The sequence below is a fragment of the Fictibacillus sp. NRS-1165 genome, assembly GCF_050468105.1.
Classification (GTDB): Bacteria; Bacillota; Bacilli; order Bacillales; family Fictibacillaceae; genus Fictibacillus_C; species Fictibacillus_C terrinigri.
The window spans coordinates 67,251-86,183 of record NZ_JBDPNU010000056.1 but is presented as its reverse complement, the minus strand read 5'-3'; the positions used below and the strand labels follow the sequence as shown (position 1 = coordinate 86,183).

At 44.6% G+C, this 18,933-nt stretch carries 13 protein-coding genes and 1 other annotated feature; of the genes, 4 read left to right on the top strand and 9 right to left on the bottom strand.

The window, feature by feature from the left end; translation table 11 throughout:
* Positions 1 to 57: 57 nt before the first annotated feature.
* The 5 genes from ABHN01_RS21745 to ezrA form a co-directional block, all read right to left on the bottom strand.
* Positions 58 to 1,656 carry an amidohydrolase gene (locus ABHN01_RS21745; protein ID WP_429877256.1) on the bottom strand — a complete coding sequence of 533 codons (1,599 nt, stop codon included), beginning with the start codon at positions 1,654 to 1,656 and terminating at the stop codon, positions 58 to 60.
* Between the two features lie 78 nt (positions 1,657 to 1,734).
* The gene (gene mbcS, locus ABHN01_RS21740; RefSeq protein WP_429877255.1) at positions 1,735 to 3,321 is read right to left on the bottom strand and encodes an acyl-CoA synthetase MbcS; all 1,587 of its coding nucleotides are present in this window, start codon (positions 3,319 to 3,321) and stop codon (positions 1,735 to 1,737) included.
* 145 nt (positions 3,322 to 3,466) lie between these two features.
* Positions 3,467 to 4,672 (bottom strand): tRNA uracil 4-sulfurtransferase ThiI, encoded by a 1,206-nt coding sequence (gene thiI, locus ABHN01_RS21735; RefSeq protein WP_429877254.1) that lies wholly within the window; start codon positions 4,670 to 4,672, stop codon positions 3,467 to 3,469.
* A gap of 5 nt (positions 4,673 to 4,677) precedes the next feature.
* Positions 4,678 to 5,817, bottom strand: coding sequence for a cysteine desulfurase family protein (locus ABHN01_RS21730; protein ID WP_429877253.1), 1,140 nt, complete (start codon positions 5,815 to 5,817; stop codon positions 4,678 to 4,680).
* 241 nt (positions 5,818 to 6,058) lie between these two features.
* Complete coding sequence (gene ezrA, locus ABHN01_RS21725) at positions 6,059 to 7,750, bottom strand: septation ring formation regulator EzrA (RefSeq protein ID WP_429877252.1); 1,692 nt, start codon at positions 7,748 to 7,750, stop codon at positions 6,059 to 6,061.
* A 272-nt stretch (positions 7,751 to 8,022) separates the two neighbouring features.
* Between ezrA and hisJ the strand changes: the two genes are divergently transcribed.
* Positions 8,023 to 8,859, top strand: a complete 837-nt coding sequence (gene hisJ / locus ABHN01_RS21720; protein ID WP_429877251.1) for a histidinol-phosphatase HisJ — start codon at positions 8,023 to 8,025, stop codon at positions 8,857 to 8,859.
* Here the strand turns inward: hisJ and refZ are convergent.
* Positions 8,827 to 9,510 carry a forespore capture DNA-binding protein RefZ gene (refZ, locus tag ABHN01_RS21715; RefSeq protein ID WP_429877250.1) on the bottom strand — a complete coding sequence of 228 codons (684 nt, stop codon included), beginning with the start codon at positions 9,508 to 9,510 and terminating at the stop codon, positions 8,827 to 8,829. The genes hisJ and refZ overlap by 33 nt on opposite strands.
* A gap of 154 nt (positions 9,511 to 9,664) precedes the next feature.
* Here refZ and ABHN01_RS21710 point away from each other — a divergent pair, with 154 nt between their 5' ends.
* Positions 9,665 to 10,150: a GAF domain-containing protein gene (locus ABHN01_RS21710; RefSeq protein ID WP_429877249.1), complete on the top strand. Its 486-nt coding sequence runs from the start codon at positions 9,665 to 9,667 to the stop codon at positions 10,148 to 10,150.
* Positions 10,151 to 10,188: 38 nt separating this feature from the next.
* Here ABHN01_RS21710 and megL read toward each other — a convergent pair whose 3' ends face one another.
* Positions 10,189 to 11,400, bottom strand: a complete 1,212-nt coding sequence (gene megL, locus ABHN01_RS21705; RefSeq protein WP_429877258.1) for a methionine gamma-lyase — start codon at positions 11,398 to 11,400, stop codon at positions 10,189 to 10,191.
* Between the two features lie 348 nt (positions 11,401 to 11,748).
* Between megL and rpsD the strand changes: the two genes are divergently transcribed.
* On the top strand, positions 11,749 to 12,351 hold the full coding sequence (gene rpsD, locus ABHN01_RS21700) for a 30S ribosomal protein S4 (RefSeq protein WP_290398691.1): 603 nt from the start codon (positions 11,749 to 11,751) through the stop codon (positions 12,349 to 12,351).
* 203 nt (positions 12,352 to 12,554) lie between these two features.
* On the opposite strand, the gene tyrS is transcribed toward rpsD, so the two are convergent.
* Complete coding sequence (tyrS, locus tag ABHN01_RS21695; RefSeq protein ID WP_429877248.1) at positions 12,555 to 13,814, bottom strand: tyrosine--tRNA ligase; 1,260 nt, start codon at positions 13,812 to 13,814, stop codon at positions 12,555 to 12,557.
* A gap of 52 nt (positions 13,815 to 13,866) precedes the next feature.
* Positions 13,867 to 14,083 (bottom strand) — a binding site (T-box leader).
* Positions 14,084 to 14,226: 143 nt separating this feature from the next.
* On the opposite strand from tyrS, the gene ABHN01_RS21690 reads away from it, so the two are divergent.
* The gene (locus tag ABHN01_RS21690) at positions 14,227 to 17,043 is read left to right on the top strand and encodes a transglycosylase domain-containing protein (protein ID WP_429877247.1); all 2,817 of its coding nucleotides are present in this window, start codon (positions 14,227 to 14,229) and stop codon (positions 17,041 to 17,043) included.
* A gap of 25 nt (positions 17,044 to 17,068) precedes the next feature.
* Here the strand turns inward: ABHN01_RS21690 and acsA are convergent, their stop codons facing one another.
* Positions 17,069 to 18,784 carry an acetate--CoA ligase gene (acsA, locus tag ABHN01_RS21685; protein ID WP_429877246.1) on the bottom strand — a complete coding sequence of 572 codons (1,716 nt, stop codon included), beginning with the start codon at positions 18,782 to 18,784 and terminating at the stop codon, positions 17,069 to 17,071.
* Positions 18,785 to 18,933: the final 149 nt, after the last annotated feature.

Here is an 18,933-nt window from a genome sequence, read left to right as displayed (position 1 = left end):
GTTTGTCGACGTTCTGAAAGCCCGCAGTTTCTGCGGGCTTTTTTGTCTGTTTATATTTTAGCGATGAAAAGCTCTGTACTGAATGGAATTATCGATGATCGTGTAAAGGACTTTTGCTTCGAGAATGAGTTCCGGGCCACCAGTAAGGATATCCTTGTCCAGCACCGTAAAATCTGCATCAAATCCAGCTTCAATCCTTCCTCTTGAATGCTCTTTATTGATCGCGTAGGCACCTCCTTTTGTATAGAGCTCAACGGCTTGGTAGGCTGTGAGCTTTTCTTCTTTCTGATAGCCTTCATGGGTTTCACCCGGTTTTCTTCTAGTAACTGCCGCATAGATGCCCTCTAATGGATTTACCGCCTCGATCGGAGCATCTGATCCTCCTGCACAATGGAGGCCATGGTCCAATAAAGTCTTCCAAGCCAGAGCATAAGGAATACGTTCCAGGCCTAACCGTTCGATGAGCCATGGAAAATCAGAAGGAACAAAGCTTGGCTGGATGTCAATGACGATCGGAAGCTGCTTCATCTGCTCAATCAGATCCGGCCGGACGAGCCCCGCATGAATGATTCTGTCCCGCTCTTCGGTTACGGCGGGATGGGAACGGATCGCTTCCAGGGTATACTCTAAAGATAAATCTCCTATCGTATGAACAGCGACAGCCATGTTAAGTGTTCTTGCTTTTTTTACGAGATCCTTTAACTCCTCGGGCTGATGGATGGCTACTCCTGATATATCCGGCGCATCATTGTAGGGTCTGCTTAATAGTGCGGTTCGGCCTCCGAATGCGCCATCACTGAAGATTTTCATAGCTCCAAACTCAATATACGGAGATTCATTTTTTGAAAAATTGGACTGGCGATAATCACTGGCCACACTATGATGAACAAGCAGATGGGCCTTGAATTTTACAGAATCTCCATTCAGCACTTCCTTGAATGCGGATGCTGTTTTCTCAAACCCCCCATAATACCCCAAGTCTTCAGTATGTCCCCCGGTAAGCCCCAGCGAGATCAGATCATGAACAGATGCAGCCAATGCATTCGATATGTATTCTTCGGTTACTGTGGGCACAGCCTTTTTAACGAGGTCTGCAGCGCTGTCTAAAAGGTATCCTGTTGCCTCGCCGTTTTCATCACGGACGATAATGCCTCCCGGGGGATTTTCTGTCTCTTTCGTAATCCCTGCCAGTTCCAAGGCTTTGCTGTTTGCCAAAAAAGCATGGCGGCACACACGTGAAAGGAGCATAGGATGCTGTGGAACCAGCTCATCAAGCTCGAGTCTATGAAAAATTTTTCTGTCCAGAAAATTATTTTCATTCCATCCATCACCAATGATCCAATTTCCTGGATATTCTTTTTCTGCTTCGCTTTTTAGAAAACCCCCCATCTCTTCTGCTGAAGTAAAATGAGAGAGATCCCGTCTGAGCAGTTTCTCTCCATGTCCAATGATGTGAAGATGGCTGTCAACAAAACCTGGAAACATCGTAGCGCCACCCAGATCAATGGTAGATTCCAATTGATCTCCGTACTTTTTTAGCAGCGACTGTACTGTTCCTGTCTCTGTGATGGTCTTTCCTTCCACATAGACCGCTTCTACAGTCTCACCTTCTTGCACAAGCGTATATATGTTGCCATTACAATATAAAGTTCCCATGCCACACCTCTTTAACTAGTGAAATGAACCATCTATTTTCGAATATAAAAAGGCAGGCCTTTTTGCCTGCCCTCATTATTAACTGCCTTTTACTTCTTTTTGGCGCAGTTCGATGCGACGTATTTTTCCGGATGTCGTTTTTGGCAGATCAGAAACAAATTCTATACGGCGGGGGTATTTATATGGAGCGGTTAATGACTTCACATGCTCCTGCAAATCCTTTATTAAGCCTTCCTCAACCTGCAGTTTCTCATCCTTCAGCACCACATAAGCTTTTACGATATGGCCTCTGATCTCATCAGGGCTGGCTACAACCGCACATTCTTTGACAGCCGGGTGTTTAACCAGCGCATCTTCCACCTCGAATGGTCCGATCGTATAGCCTGAACTGATAATAATATCATCGCTCCTGCCTTCAAACCAGAAATATCCATCAGCGTCTTTCTTCGCTTTGTCACCCGTTAGGTAATACTCGCCCCGGAACGCACGTTTCGTTCTTTCCGGATCCTTATAATAGGTTTTAAAAAGGGATGGTGAACTTTGATGCACAGCGATATCCCCAACCTCGTCGATTCCGGCGGGCACCCCATCCTCATTGATGATGTCCACTCGGTTCCCTGGTGTCGGTTTTCCCATGGAACCCGGGCGAAGCTCCATTCCGTCCATCATCCCGACAAGAAGCGTATTTTCCGTTTGACCATAGCCATCCCTAACGGTCACATTGAAACAGCGGACAAATGTATCGATCACTTCACGGTTCAGCGGCTCGCCTGCAGAAACCGCACTGCGCAAATGAGGCAGCGAGTACTTTTCCAGACCATCCGCTTTTGCCATCAGGCGATATTCGGTCGGTGTACAGCACAGAACAGAAATTTCTTGTTCCTGCAATAAATGGAGGTATGTTGAAGGATCAAATTTTCCGCTATATACAAAGCCGGTTGCTCCACAGCCTAACACCGAAACAAAGGGGCTCCATATCCACTTTTGCCAGCCAGGACCTGCGGTTGCCCACACTTTATCCCCTTCTTTTATGCCCAGCCACCCTTTTGCAGCTGTCCTTAAATGGGCAAAGGCCCAGCCGTGTGTATGGACAGCACCTTTTGGCTGCCCTGTCGTTCCGGATGTATAGGATAAAAAGGCCATATCCTCCTTTTCTGTCCTCTCCCCTTCATAGAAACCGCTTTCATTCAAGGATAAGTCATCAAGTGACGACCATCCGGTCAAGCATCCGCCTACAGATAGTTTGTGTTGGAGTGAAGGCAAATCTTCCTCGATGGCATCGATACTGGCAACAAAAGCAAGGTCAGAAATAACCGCCTTTGCTTCACTGTGGCTGATCCGATAGCTTAAATCCTTTGGCCGAAGCATCTCTGAAGATGGGATAACGACGATACCGGCTTTCAGGCATGCCAGATATACGACATACGTTTCTATCTTTCGGGGCATCACAACAAGCGTTCTGTCCCCTTTAGACAAGCCGAGCTTTTTAAGCGCATTTGCCGTTTTGTTGCATGCCTCGAAAAGATCTTTGTAGGTCACTTCCTTGATGACCCCTCGATCATCTTTCCAGATCAATGCTTTTCGAGACGAATCGTGTGCGAATTGCTCCATTTCCTCTGTTACATTATAGATGGGCGGTGCTTGTAATTCCAAAAGATTGTCCATTACCAAAATCCTCCTCTATATGTATGCTGCAAACCTGATTCTTCAACTCTAGTATACCTTATTCTTTTAATATTTTTAACATTACGAATTGAGACTGATGAAACATAAAACAGGAGCGGGCTGCTGCCCGCTCCTGTTTTACATATTAAAATAAGTCCTCAAATTCCTTTGATTCTTTTTGTTCTTCAAAAGAAATGGTTTCTATTGTGGATAAAGCCTCTTCGATCAGCTCTTCCATGTTGTCGATGTTTTGCTCAAAGTGGTTGGCTTTGTCCCGTTTTGGTTTTGTTTTAGGGGCGGCCGGCACAAAAATGGTGCAGCAGTCCTCATACGGACGAATGGAAATATCATAAGTTCCGATCTTCTGTGATATATCAATGATCTCCAGCTTATCCATCGTCACTACCGGACGGATGATCGGAAGGTTCGTGACTTCATTGATCGTATGCATGCTGTACATTGTCTGGCTTGCCACCTGTCCAAGGTTTTCTCCATTTGCTATTGCCATCGCATTTCTTTCTTCTGCCAGACGTTCAGTAATGCGAAGCATCATGCGCCTCATAATGGTCATGCTGTAGCCTGCAGGAATTTTTTCTTTGATGATCTGCTGGATTTTTGTAAAATGAACCACATGAAGCTTCATCTTACCGCCAAAACGTGTTAATTCCTGCATTAAATCCTCTGCTTTCTGTTTTGCGCGGTCACTTGTAAACGGCGGACTGTGAAAATGGACAGCTTCCAAACGCACGCCGCGTTTCATCGTCAAATATCCGGCCACTGGGCTGTCAATTCCTCCGGAAAGCATCAGTATCGCTTTCCCGCCCACCCCAATCGGCAATCCTCCAGCACCAGGATAAGTTTTACAACTAATGAACGTACCATTATCTTTTACTTCTACTTTGACATCAACATCGGGATGATGGACATCGACTGAAACATTATCCGTGTGGCTTAAAATATATCCCCCAACATGGCGGTTGAGTTCCATTGAACCGATGGGAAAATGCTTATCGCTTCTGCGTGCAGAAACCTTGAACGTTTTTGGAGCGGTTTCATTTTCAAGAAAAGCGGCCAATGCAGCTTCCTTGATTGCTTCAATTTCACTCTCCGTTCGGATCGCCAGACTTATAGCATGAATTCCAAAAACCTCCTGAAGCTTTGCGATCATCTTCTCATGGTCTTCTCCATTGATTTCTACAAGGATTCGGTCATAGGATTTCAGAACAGCCGCATTTGGGAATACAGATAGCTTTTTGCGCACTGTTTCCCTTAACTGGCTTTCAAAATGTCTTCGGTTTTTTCCTTTTAATGATAATTCCCCAAAACGGATAACAATGTGATTATATTGCATTCTATTTACCCCATTACTGTTTGCAGCTGAACCACTGCGTTTTTTAATTCTTTTAGAAAAACTTCAGCTTCATCGAGTGTACTATCGAATGACAGGCTGACCCGAATCGCTGTGCCCGCCTTCTTTTCCCCCAGTCCCATAGCAAGCAGAATCCTGCTCGCACCTGCCTGTTTCGATGAACAGGCAGAGCGGGTGGAGACATAAATCTCTTTTTGATCGAGCGTATGGATCATCACCTCCGGCTTCACTCCATGTATGGAAAAGTTGATAATATGCGGAGCGGCATTGGCCGGTGTATTGATTGTTATACCCTCCATAACAGACAGTTCACCCATGAGTCTCTTTTTCACAAGCTCCATGCTTTTAATGCCTTGTTCCATTCGATCAAACGTCATGCGCAGTGCTTTCGCGATGGAAACAATCCCCGCCACATTTTCAGTTCCGGCACGCACATTTACTTCCTGCTCTCCTCCAGTTAAGAGGGGTGAAAGGGTAACACCTTCTCTTTTGTAAAGGATACCTGTGCCTTTTAAACCATGGAATTTATGTCCTGACATTGTACACAGGTCAATGGCTGCCTCTTTGAATGGCAACGGTACTTTCCCTATTCCCTGAACATGGTCCACATGGAAAAATACTTTAGGGAAATTTTTCAGGATCTTCCCTGCATCCACGATCGGCTGAATCGTGCCAACTTCATTATTCACATGGATCAGGGAGACAAGAATCGTATCTTTTCTAATGCTGTTCTCCAGTTCTTCCAAGGAAATTTCTCCAGAAGAGTTTACCGGAAGATATGTGACCTCAAAGCCCAGAGACTCCAAATAATGAACCGTTTCATAGGAGGAGGCATGCTCCACTTCAGTGGTGATGAGATGCTTTCCACGCTCCTGATGCTTTAATGCTATTCCTTTTATTGCTGTATTATTTCCTTCCGTTCCTCCGGAAGTAAATATGATTTCGGCTGGTTTCACTTTCAGCAGGCCTGCTGCGGTTTTTCGAGCCTGGAATATTAACCTTTCTGTTTCTCCGCCTTTGGAATGTATGGAGGAAGGATTGGCGAAATAATTCTGTGAAACAGTAACAAAAGCATCCAGAACTTCTTTGTAAGGTTTCGTTGTTGCACTATTGTCAAAATAAATCATGGTTGACTCCTCCGTCTAACGCACTTATTCTACACATCATTTTATAATACCATAATCGATTAAAAGAAAAAATCGTATTTTATGCTGAAACACTGCTGGCCTCTCTTTATCTTTCCATAAAACAATTAAATTAAATTGGAGCATGGAAAATCCTTAACAAACAATTTCAGCCATTCCCCAGCTGCTGTACTCAGCATATTTCATAATAAAAAGGCTGGAACCATAGGTCCCAGCTTTCACCTTAAATCTTTTGCTTTAAGTTGATTTCCATTTCTTTTAGGATCCCTGGCTGCACGCTCTCGATTGCCGTACCCGCAATGGTAAGTGCCTCTTCATATTGATAATTGCGGAAAGCAATTTCTGCTTCAATCAGCCGTACAGAAACAGAGGAATGGGAGCTTCTGTACCGGTTTCCATATTGAATAAGTTTTTCTGCAAGAAGCGCTGTTTCGATGATTTCAGCTGTTTCCCTGTAGCCTTCTTCTACGGCTTCAAGTGCTTTTTCCAGCACTTCTGTAACCTCTGCAATTTCCAGCGGTTTATCATCCAGACGTTTTGAAACTTCTATAATATAGCTTTCAGCTTTTTCAATCGTCACCAGATAGTGGTCAGGCAGGCCTGGCAAGTTGCTTTTCTGCACCATTCTTCTTGCCTCAAGCAGCTTTCTTCGGAGTTCCTTCAGCTTTTCCTTTGTTTGCAGCTCATCTTTTCTTAAGCTGATCAGCTTCTCTTGGTACTCATGGTTGGATCTTTTCAAGTCTTCCAGCTGAACGGCCATCTCCTCCATCATTTCTCGAATGACGGAATAGGAGTCCCTCTTTTCGGCGATCGACTCTTCGATGATGGAGAACCTTGTTTGCAGCTTAGTGAACAATTTTTCCAGACGCTTATGAACCTCTACATCTGAATGGTCAAGCTGATAGCTGAGGGCTACCATATCCGCTTCTGCACGGATTTTTTCCATATCCAGCTGTAAATCAGACAGTGATTGAAGGATCACTTCCTTCTCTTTAATGACAAACTGCTTGGAGATCACTTCATTTTCAAGCAGATCATATAACTGATCGATTTCAGCATTTAATTGTTCAATGCCTTTTTGTGTCTCTTCGATTTCAAGCGCGTACACTTTCTCGAGCAATTTGGAAATGTTCTCATTCATCGCTGTGATTTCTTTATCGATCCCGATGTGATTAAGGACATAACCCTGCTGTTCCATATCAAAGAATCCATCCTGAAGATCTTTAAGACTTGAAGGCAAATCAGATAATAGCATCACAAGCAGTTCTGGAACAGCTTCCATCTTGGATCTGGCTTCTTTTAATTTTTCAATGCTTTCTACAAGAATTTTTCGGGCTTCGAGGTGGTTGCCCTGTGAGGTCAATTCGTCGAACTGAACGAACTTTGCATTGACTTCTGTAAACTCCCCTTCAAACAGAACCGCTGTTTTTCCCAAAGACCGGGAATGCGTCAGAAAATACTTTTTCGCCTCGCTGAATTGCTCCTTGGCTTCGATAATATCTTCCCTGTTTAGTTCTTCACTTGTAATCAGTTCATCAATCTCAGATGATATGGCTTTAATCCGTTCTTCCATGGCCTGCATGCGGGATTCAATATGATGAAGAATCCCTTTCGCCTTCCCGAAGCGGTATTTGTCTGCACTCTCTTCGGCATCAAAGAGAGCCTCTTCCATATTTGGTAGTTCAACCGTGACCATCTCGTCCCAGTCGTTGCGCCATGACTCAAATTTCTCTTCAGTTTCGCCAACCATCGTAAGCCCTTTGACCTTGGAAATTTCTTCTGTCAGCGGACGGTTCATAATGTCCATTTTCCAAGATTCCAGTCGGTCAATCTGCTTATAAATCCGTTTGCGTGAAAAGGAGCCAAAAACAACGACAGCGATTAAAACAACTACTGCGGCAATTATGTATGTCATAGGAAGCACCCTTTCTTCCTTTCTGCAAAACTGCAAAATCTATGTAATAATGATGTTACAATTGTTTAATTTTAATTGTAATAATTAAATGGTGCAATTTTTTTGAAAGATCCAGCGTTTTCGTATGCTTTTTCGCTTGTCCAAAGCTGACTCAATGTTCTTATGATAACACGTAAAACCGAATTTTGACTAAAAAAAATGAAAAAAACCATAATTTTTTTCCATATATATCAAAGCTAACGAATCCCATATCACAACTCAGGAGGTTAATGATGTCTACTTTATATGATGGCCATGTACATACCCCGTTCTGTCCCCATGGCACAGCCGATCCCCTCTCTCTATATATAGAAAGAGCGATCGATTCCGGCATGTCCGGTATGACGTTTACCGAGCATGCTCCCCTGCCTGCCGGGTTCATCGACCCTGTACCGGAAAAAGACTCTGGGATGGAAAGGGGAAATCTCCCTGCTTACTTAAACGAGCTGTCAGCATTAAAACAATATTACAGTAAGGCAATCTCCATTAATATCGGATTAGAGGTAGACTACATTGATGGCTGGGAGAAGGAGACAAAAGATTTTTTAGACGAAGTTGGTCCCAAGCTGGATGACTCGATTCTTTCTGTTCATTTCCTTAAGATGGACAGCCAATATTTTTGCATTGACTACAGCGAGGGCATGTTTGGTGAAATGATTCGTTCATTCGGCAGTACTGAAGAGGTTTACAGCGCTTATTATAAAACACTTGCAAAGTCCATTACATGTGATTTAGGAAAATATAAACCAATTAGAATCGGCCATATCACGCTTGCCCAAAAATTTCAAAAGCTCTATCCAACAGAAGGATCCTTTCAAAAGGACATTCTGACAATATTGGAATTAATCAAGAAACACGGATGTGAACTGGACTACAACAGCGCAGGATTGTTCAAACCGTTCTGCAAAGAGCCCTATCCTCCCCATTGGGTAGTCAGGGAGGCCGCTAAACAGAAAATCCCTCTCGTCTATGGATCGGATGCCCATAGTGCAAAGGGATTGGGGAAAGGCTATGAGGAACTGATACAACGAGATCTTTTATCCATTCCACTTTCCCTGCAAAGAAAATAATGGATTCTGCACTGCAGAAAGAATAGGATTCTTCTTTGGAGGGATACACACCGAATGATCCAGCCACTTATTGATGAAACTCACATATTGAGTAACAAACAAAGGATCATGGGGAGCCGTATAGAAGACCTCGGAAATATATAAAGGATGAAGAAAAGGCATGATGAGAAGATTTCTAAGCTGCATGGTCAGAAGCATGACAGGCTGTTTATGAAACTCCTTTCTTTTCATGCCCTTCTCAAAAATCATGTCATAAAAATATTTTTCTTTAGAGAGATAAGTGGTCATCACTTCCCTCACCAATGTGGAATCAAGTGTCATTTCGCGATGGACGAAGCGTGACAGATCAGGCTGCTTCAACTGGTAATGCAGGACATTTTCAATGAGAGTTAGAAGCTGATCTTTCATTGAATACTCCGTCGACGTATGATAAACCAATTCGATTTTGCGGATATATCCTTCATAAAAAGAAGAAATCAATTCCTCAAGCAAGCCTTGCTTTCCTCCAAAATGATAGGAAACAAGTGCAAGATTTACACCGGCTCTTTTGGCGATCTGCCGGACCGAGGTGCCTTGATACCCCTGGTTAGTAAACAACTCAATTGCAGCTTCGGCAATTTTTATTTTGGTAGCCATCTGATCTTTTGACATACTGCATCCACCACCCTTCTTAATACTTCTTTTTTCGCTGAAAAACCGGTATTCCCCTTTAATAATCGCTCGACAAATACACCTGTTCGGCTGTATTCTTCTACAATTTTTGATAAGATGGTGAGAGACGGCTAGCATAAAAAGGGGGATGTTCATGTTTACAGTCGAAAATTACAGTCAAAATCGCGAAGAAGGATACGATCTGGTCATCAAGCAGCTCCGTGCCCTTTTAGAAGGCGAAACCAGCATTACCGCTAATCTGGCAAATGCCTCAGCGCTATTAAACCAGTTCCTCCCCACCATTAACTGGGTAGGATTTTATGAATATGAAGAACTGTCAGACCAGCTCGTTCTAGGACCATTTCAGGGATTGCCTGCCTGTGTGAGAATTCCGCTTGGAAAAGGAGTCTGTGGCACAGCAGCGAAAGAGCAGAAGACCATCGTTGTGGAGGACGTCCACCAGTTTCCAGGCCATATCGCCTGTGATGCTGCCTCCCAATCAGAGATTGTCGTTCCCATCATCAAGGAAGGCCAGCTGTTTGGCGTTCTGGATATTGACAGCCCTGAAAAAAACAGGTTTGATGAAATTGATAAAGTTTGGCTCGAGCGATTTGTCGAAGAACTGAACAAGCATATTTAAATAAAGAACGGCTCCGGATTGTATCCGGGCCGTTCCTTTTATCTCACGATGTGGTCTTCTGTTTGATAAACACTCTGAAGGGCTTGCTCGAGATCAGCCCAAATATCCTGCCACGCTTCAAGACCAACGGATAGACGCAAAAGATTCTGGCTGATCCCCATCTTTTCTCTCTCCTCCTCCGGCACTACGGCATGGGTCATGGTCGCTGGATGCTGGATCAGCGTTTCGGCGTCCCCAAGGCTGACAGCAATTTTGACAAGCTTTAATGCGTTCATCATCGCTTGAGCTTCTTGCTTTCCTCCTTTTATTAAAAAACTGATCATCCCTCCTGCTTTTTTCATCTGTTTTTCCCCTGCCTCGTACTGGGCGAAGTCTGGATCTCCCGGGAAAAAGATAGCCTTTATGGCAGGATGCCTTTTCAATAATACCGCGATTCGTTCCGCGTTATCACAATGCCGGTCCATTCTGACAGGCAATGTCTTGATGCCCCTTAAAAGCAGCCACGCTTCAAACGGCGACATGATTCCGCCGATATCCTTCTGTGCTGTCATTGCGATATGCTGCATCACGTCCTGTCTTCCTACCGCAATTCCACCGATTACATCTCCATGGCCGCAGAGATATTTCGTAGCACTGTGAACGACAATATCACAGCCCATTTTCAAAGGCTGCTGCAAGTATGGCGAACAAAATGTATTATCCACAATCACAGGAATATTCTTTTCTTTCGCAACACTGACCACCATTTCTAAATCAATGAGTTTCATCGTCGGATTGATCGGCGATTCAATGTAAATCAATGAAGTGTCCGGCAGGATCGAGGCTTCTAAGGAAGCTTCATTCTCCATTGGAATGAGCGAATGCGCAATTTGCAGATGGTCTTTCATGTACTGCAAAAGCCCGAAAGTACAGCCGTAGATTCCTTCCGAACACAGAATATGGTTCCCCGTTTTTGACAGTCCGAGGAGTACAGCAGAAACTGCCGCCATACCGGAGGCGAATGCCAGCCCCCTCTCCCCTCCTTCAAGTTCAGCCATTCTCTCCTCGAGCATGGCCACGGTCGGATTCTTCAGCCGGGAATAAACATACCCTGCTTCTTCCCCGGCAAATCTCCGTTCACCCGTTTCTGCATCAGGAAATACGAAAGTAGAGGTCTGATAGATCGGAGGAGCCAAACTCCCCCCGTGTCCGCTGTCCTCATACCCCGCATGTATGGCATTGGTTTCAAAATAATTGGACTTCATAGATATGCACCCCTTTTGTTTGTAAGCGCTTTCTATATTCTTTCTCCCACAGAAACCCAATTCCTTCCCCTGTGATATTATTGTATTCAGCAGCAGTTAACCTGATTTCATTAAATAAAGACTGACTCTTGACTTGGCACGCAAAAAAACATATACTATTCTTTGTGTAAAATAAAGCGGCACTGTGTTCGTCATTTGTTTCATTTTGTTACATGGCTTTGCCAATTGTCATGGTATATCGCGTAGCTTCATGGCTGCTGAAGTGAAGGTATAGATCAACAAAATGATCACATGAAAAGAAGACAGTCACTGTATTGTTTTACAAAAACAAAACACGTGAAGGAGGAGTCATTCATGGCTCGATATACTGGATCTACATGGAAGATTTCCCGTCGTTTAGGTATTTCCCTAAGCGGAACAGGAAAAGAATTAGCAAAGCGTCCTTACGCTCCAGGACAACATGGTCCTAACCAACGTAAAAAACTTTCTGAATACGGTTTACAATTACAAGAGAAGCAAAAGCTTCGTCATATGTATGGTGTAAATGAGCGTCAATTCCGCCGCATTTTCAATGATGCTGGCAAAATGGCAGGAATTCATGGTGAAAACTTCATGATCCTTCTTGAGTCTCGTTTAGACAGCATCGTTTACCGTCTTGGTCTTGCCCGCACTCGCCGTGCTGCTCGTCAATTGGTAAACCATGGCCACATCACTGTAAACGGAAAGCGCGTTGATATTCCTTCTTTCCGCGTAGCACCTGGTTCAGTTATCGGTGTTCGTGAAAAGTCACAAAACCTTAGCGCTATTAAAGAAGCAGTCGAAGTGAACAACTTTGTTCCTGACTTCTTGACTTTTGACGAAAACAAACTTGAAGGTACTTTCACTCGCTTACCAGAGCGTTCTGAATTGCCTGCTGAAATCACAGAACAGCTTATCGTTGAGTTCTACTCTCGTTAAGTTTAAGAAAACGCCTCGTTTTTACGGGGCGTTTTTTTATTGTTGTTGTCCCCCATTTTTAGGGTTAAATAACTATATGTTCAAAAATAAGGAATTCATTTTCAAAAATCTCATTTTATGTTCAGATTTTCTGTTTTATGTTCAAAACATCATCTGCTGCTAATTTAAAAAAACCGGCCCAATCATCAGGGCCGGTTCTAAAATTAGTATCTGATCAAGAAATATTTCTTCTTCCCTCTTCTAATGACAACAAACCGGTCGTCAATGCGGGAGCTGCTTCCCACAACTTTCTCAAGATCCTGGCAACGTTCGCCGTTGATGTAGATCGCACCATTGGTTACATCCTCACGGGCTTGGCGTTTGGATGGAGAAATCTTGCTTGCTACAAGAAGGTCGATGAGGCCGATATCCTCTTTAGAATCCATCTCAAAGGACGGAACATCTTTAAACCCTTGCTCAATCTCCTCTCCAGTCAATTCCGAAAGCTGTCCGCTGAAAAGTGCCTGTGAGATTTTGATCGCTTGTTCCAATGACTGTTCTCCGTGGACAAGAGCGGTCAACTCTTCTGCAAGCGCCTTTTGTGCAGCACGTTTTTCAGGCGCACTCTGCACTTGTTCAATAAGTTCGTTGATCTCTTCGTGGCTCTTGAATGAGAAATACTTCAAGAACTTGATGACATCGCGGTCATCTGTGTTGATCCAGAACTGGTAGAACTCGTAAGGAGTGGTTTTCTCCGGGTCGAGCCAGACCGCTCCGCCTTCTGTTTTACCGAACTTTGTTCCATCACTCTTCGTTACGAGCGGGATCGTTAATCCGAATGCTCTCTCTTCTTCCCCGGCTTTACGGATTAGTTCCAGACCGGCAGTGATATTGCCCCATTGGTCGCTTCCGCCAAGCTGCAGACGGCAGTTTTCCTGACGGTACAATTGAAGGAAATCATAAGATTGAAGGATCATGTACGTAAACTCTGTAAAAGAAATTCCAGCTTCCAAGCGAGATTCTACCGAATCTTTTGCAAGCATGTAGTTCAACGGGAAATATTTACCAACATCACGGAGGAATAATATGACGTCCATGCTCCCGATCCACTCATAGTTATTGGCAATTTTCGCTGGATTATCCTCGGCATTAAAGTCCAGGAACTTTGAAAGCTGCTGTTTAATCCGCTCGCTCCATTGTTGAACCACAGCGGATTCGTTTAATGTCCGCTCTGCTTTCTTCCCGCTTGGGTCCCCAATCATCCCTGTCGCTCCGCCCACAAGAGGGATCGGCTGATGCCCAGCCTGCTGAAGGCGGCGCATCGTTAAAATGACAAGAAGGTGGCCTACATGCAGGCTGTCCGCTGTCGGGTCAAAACCGCAATAGAATGATGTTTTGCCGCTCTGCAGTTTTTCCTCCAATCCTTCCCGGTCGGTTACTTGATTAATGAGTCCCCGAAATTCTAAGTCTTGTAAAATTGCCATTATAGTTGCTCCTTTCAGTTTCTGGATGAAGACAAATAAAAAACGCCCCTGTATAAGGGACGTGATTATCGCGGTACCACCCTCGTTGAAGGAAATAAATTTCCTCCCACTCTATTCATTAACGGCTTTTCAGCCGGTCTTTGCTACTTTCATTTCACAAAGAAAGCTCCAGGGTGTATTTCATAAACCGTCTGTGTACTGGTTTGCAGCGGACACCAGCTTTCTGAAACAGGGAGACGGTTACTACTAAATCCTATCTTCGCTTCTGCTTTATCCAATTGGCATATATTCTTCATTTTTACCACAGGTTACATACAATGTCAATTCCTCTTCAACTGACAAAATTGTCTTAAGTCCCCCTTCAAACGACAAGGGATATGATATAATTAGTCAGATAGGGGGGAATTTACAAATGTCTCATCTAGAGGAAATTAAGGAAAAATGGAGGCGCTTTATTGCGTATCTAAATGAGAAAAAAATTATACAGGCTGCCGATAAAACATACACATTCACCTGGAATTTATTCTTAATTATCATAGTTTTGATCGTGCTTGGCGGCTGTTTGGCGGCTGGGGCCGGGGCTGGGTTTCTAGCTTCGCTAGTAAAGAATGAGCCGGTCAGAGCATACAGCACCATGAAAGATAATATTTACAATTATGAAGAAACGAGCACAATGTATTTTGACAAAGATCAGCTGATGGGCAAGCTGCGTGCTGATCTTGACCGTCAGGAGGTTCCATTAAAAGATATCTCTCCTTTCGTCAAAGACGCTGTCATTTCCACAGAGGACCAATACTTCTATGAGCATGATGGAATCGTCCCAAAAGCGATTATCAGGGCAATGCTTCAGGAAGTAACAGGCTCTGAAACACGTTCAGGGGGAAGCACGCTTACACAGCAGCTCATTAAGAACCAGATCTTAACGAACGAAGTTTCCTTTGACAGAAAAGCAAAAGAAATACTGCTCGCCCTCAGGCTTGAGCACCTTTTTACAAAAGAGCAAATTCTTGAAGCGTATTTAAACATCGTTCCATTCGGACGAAACTCATCCGGACGAAACGTAGCAGGCATCCAGGCAGCCGCTCAAGGAGTTTTCGGTGTCGATGCTGACAAGCTGAACTTGCCGCAGGCAGCATTCCTTGCCGGTATGCCTCAGAACCCGTTTGTCTATTCTCCATTTACAAATCAGGGGAAAGTCAAGAAAGACATTACATATGGAACCAACCGCATGAAAACGGTTTTGAATCGAATGTTGACGAACGGAGCCATAACGCCTGAACAATACAACAAAGCACTAAAATACAATGTAAGAAAACATTTCGTAACGAAAAAAGAATCGTCCTACGAAAAATACCCTTACTTAAGCATTGAGGTTGAGCACCGTTCAGCGGATATCCTGGCAAGAATCGCCGCGAAAAAAGACGGAAAGAACTACCTGAAACTCAATCAAAAAACAAAGGACGAATACCGTCAGAACGCATTTGTCCAGCTTCGGCAAAAAGGGTTGAAGATCCATACGACCATCAATAAAAAGATCTATGAGGAGATGGAGGAAACAGCGAAGAACAAGTATCTCTTCGGCTCTTCCCATCTTGTCCGCGTGAAAAACGATAAAGGAAAATGGATCAACGTTCAGCAGCCTCAGGAAGTCGGTTCAATCCTAATCGAAAATAAAACCGGAGCCATTATAAGCTTTGTCGGAGGCCGTGATTACAACCGGGAGCAGCTGAACCATGCCACTCAGGCATTGAGGCAAAATGGTTCCACCATGAAGCCGCTGCTCGCTTATGCCCCTGCCATTGAAGAAGGAAAAGTGCAGCCGGGTTACATTATTCCTGATACTCCTTTATCCATAGGTGCTTACAATCCGAAAAACTATGATGACCGGTTTCACGGGCTGCTGTCCGCCCGAACCGCATTGGCAAAATCCTATAATATCCCTGCTTTGCGAAGCTTCATGAAAGCAAACCGCGCGGATGCCTTCAACCGATTGGAGAAAATGGGCTTCTCATCAATAACTGATGAAGACAGAGGAAGTGTCTCTGTAGCCATTGGCGGTTTGACAAACGGTGTAACGGTTGAGGAAAACACCAATGCCTTCTCCACCTTTGCCAACCAAGGTAAATTTGTGGATGCCTATCTTATTGAAAAGATTGAAGATAAAAAAGGAAAAGTGATTTACAAACATCAAACCAAGCCAGTCCCGGTATATTCTCCGCAATCCTCCTATCTCGTTCTGGATATGATGCGGGATGTACTGAAACCTGGCGGAACGGCATCCCGAATCCCACGAAGTCTGAACTTCTATGCAGACTGGGCTGGCAAAACAGGGACCTCATCTGAATACAAGGATTCATGGTTTGTTGCAACCAATCCGAACGTAACACTGGGAGTTTGGCATGGCTATGATAAGCCAGACACCATTCCTATGGGTCAGCGCCAGGTGAGCCAGACGCTGTGGGCGGCATTTGCGAATGATGCGTATAGATATGCTCCATCGCTGATGGCTCCGAAGCATCGTTTCTCTATGCCTTCAGGAATTGTCAGAAAAGAAATCTGCGGGATCTCCGGAAAACTTCCGTCTGATCTCTGCCGATCTGCAGGTCTTGTGACAACCGATCTATTTAACGTAAAATACGCGCCAAATTCCTCGGACAACAGCTTGGATACCGGGCTTTATGTTATTGCTGACGGCAGAAAATACAAGGCTTCTGAATCTACACCAAGAGAATTCACACAAAAAGGTGTGCTGATCGATGACGCCCTGTTCAACGGAGTTGACGTAAAGAAAATGGCCGGAGGAGAGAATTCTGACCACCTTCTTCCTAAGACGAACCTTCCGGAGAACGGGAAAACCCCTGATACGGTCAGCGGCCTTTCAGCTAAAGGCGGAAAACTTACCTGGTCTGATTCAGGAGAAAGCGACGTGGTCGGCTACCGTGTCTATTATTCTGCCACTGGAAAAGGTCCATTTAAGAAGATAGGAAGCTTAACATCTGATAAAACATCTTCTTCTGCACCATCAGGCGTTCTGTATGTCACAGCAGTTGACATCTCGGGCAAAGAATCCGCACCTTCCCAAAAGGTAACGAGCGGAAAAACTGCAGGCGGAACGAAGAAACCGGGTTCAGACGATAAAAAAGCGGAAGAACCTCCTGCAGGCAAGAAGCCGAAGGATCCTCCTTCCCAAACCGGTGATAAAAAGACACCTAAAAAGCCCGCGAATTAATTCGCGGGCTTTTTGCTTTAATGTTTTAGTCTTCCATCGTGGATAAGTCGCCTGTCGGAAGGTCCAATTCCCAGGCCTTAAGCACACGGCGCATGATCTTTCCGCTTCTCGTTTTCGGAAGTTTGTCTCTGAACTCGATTTCTCTTGGCGCAGAGTGAGCGGCTAAACCTGATTTCACAAACGATCTGATTTCCTGAACCAATTCTTCGCTCGGAGAATAGCCTTCACGCAGTGCGATGAATGCTTTAATGACTTCACCGCGAACCGGGTCTGGTTTCCCGATTACGCCTGCCTCTGCAACGGCAGGGTGTTCGACAAGCTTGCTTTCTACTTCAAATGGCCCTACCCTTTCTCCTGATGTCATGATGACATCATCAATACGGCCCTGAAACCAGAAATATCCCTCTTCATCCATATACGCAGAGTCTCCGGAAACGTACCAGCCGCCAGGAGTAAAATAGGAATCATATTTGGCTGGATTGTTCCAGATTGCTCTCATCATGGACGGCCATCCCTTTTTAATCGCCAAGTTCCCCATTCGGTTCGGCGGCAGGACGTTATCCTGGTCATCGATGATTGCAGCTTCTATTCCCGGGAACGGTTTCCCCATGGACCCCGGCTTGATCTCTACGGCTGGGAAATTACTGATCAGCTGGGCACCTGTCTCTGTCATCCACCAGTTATCATGGATACGAAGGTTAAACACCTTCATGCCCCAGCGTACAACTTCAGGATTCAGCGGCTCGCCAACACTGAGTATGTGGCGAAGTGAGGAAAGATCAAAACGTTTTACGACCTCATCTCCTGCTCCCATCAGCATACGGAATGCCGTCGGAGCACTGTACCAAACGGTAACACCATACTTAGCGATCGTTCCATACCAATCTTCCGGGCTGAATCTTCCGCCGCGGATCACATTGGATGCGCCGTTCAGCCAAGGGCCAAATATACCGTAGGAGGTTCCTGTTACCCATCCCGGATCGGCTGTGCACCAGTATACATCTGATTCCTTCAGATCCAGTACCCATTTAGCGGTCTGATAGTGCTGAATCATCGCATTGTGGACATGAAGCACTCCTTTTGGTTTCCCTGTGGAGCCAGACGTATAATGAAGGATCAGCCCGTCTTCCCGGTCTACCCATTCCAGATTAAGCTCCTTGTCTGCTTTTTCCATGCGGCTGAAGTAATCAACATATGGCCCTTCTTCTTTTACGTTCTCGCCAACGAGAACGACATGTTTTAGATGAGGAAGCTCGTTTACAGGAACGCGCTCCAAAAGCTGAGGAGTCGTAATGAGTACTTTTGCTTCGCTGTCTCCAAGCCGGTCTCTTACTGCCCCTTCCATAAAGGCTTCAAACAACGGACCCACGATAGCTCCAAGTTTGATGGCCCCGAGGAGTGAAAAGTACAGTTCCGGAGAACGCGGCATAAAGATAAACACCCTGTCTCCTTTTTCAACATCAAGCTGGCGGAGCATGTTCCCAGCCCGGTTCGATTGTTCCTTCATTTCTTTGAACGTATATTTCTCGTCTCTTTTCTGATCCGAAAAATAGAGTGCTACTTTATTTTTTCTATCGCTTTCTGCATGTCTGTCAATCGCTTCAAAGGCTAGATTGACTCGCCCGGTTTCATACCAGGAAAATTCTTTTTCAATGCTTGTCCAGTCAAATGTGTCATATGCTGCTTGATAGTCTTCAAGATTAAAGTTACCCTTTACACTCGGAAGCGCTTCCACCTTCATTAGTCAATCTCCTCCTATGCCAAGATATTCACAGCCATTATATCATAATCATTCTAAATTTTTAAATTTATTAGAATTGTCACGCCGAATGCAGGTGAAAACCCTTACAAATGTTCTTGTTTATGTATAATAGAGGAGGATGAACTTTA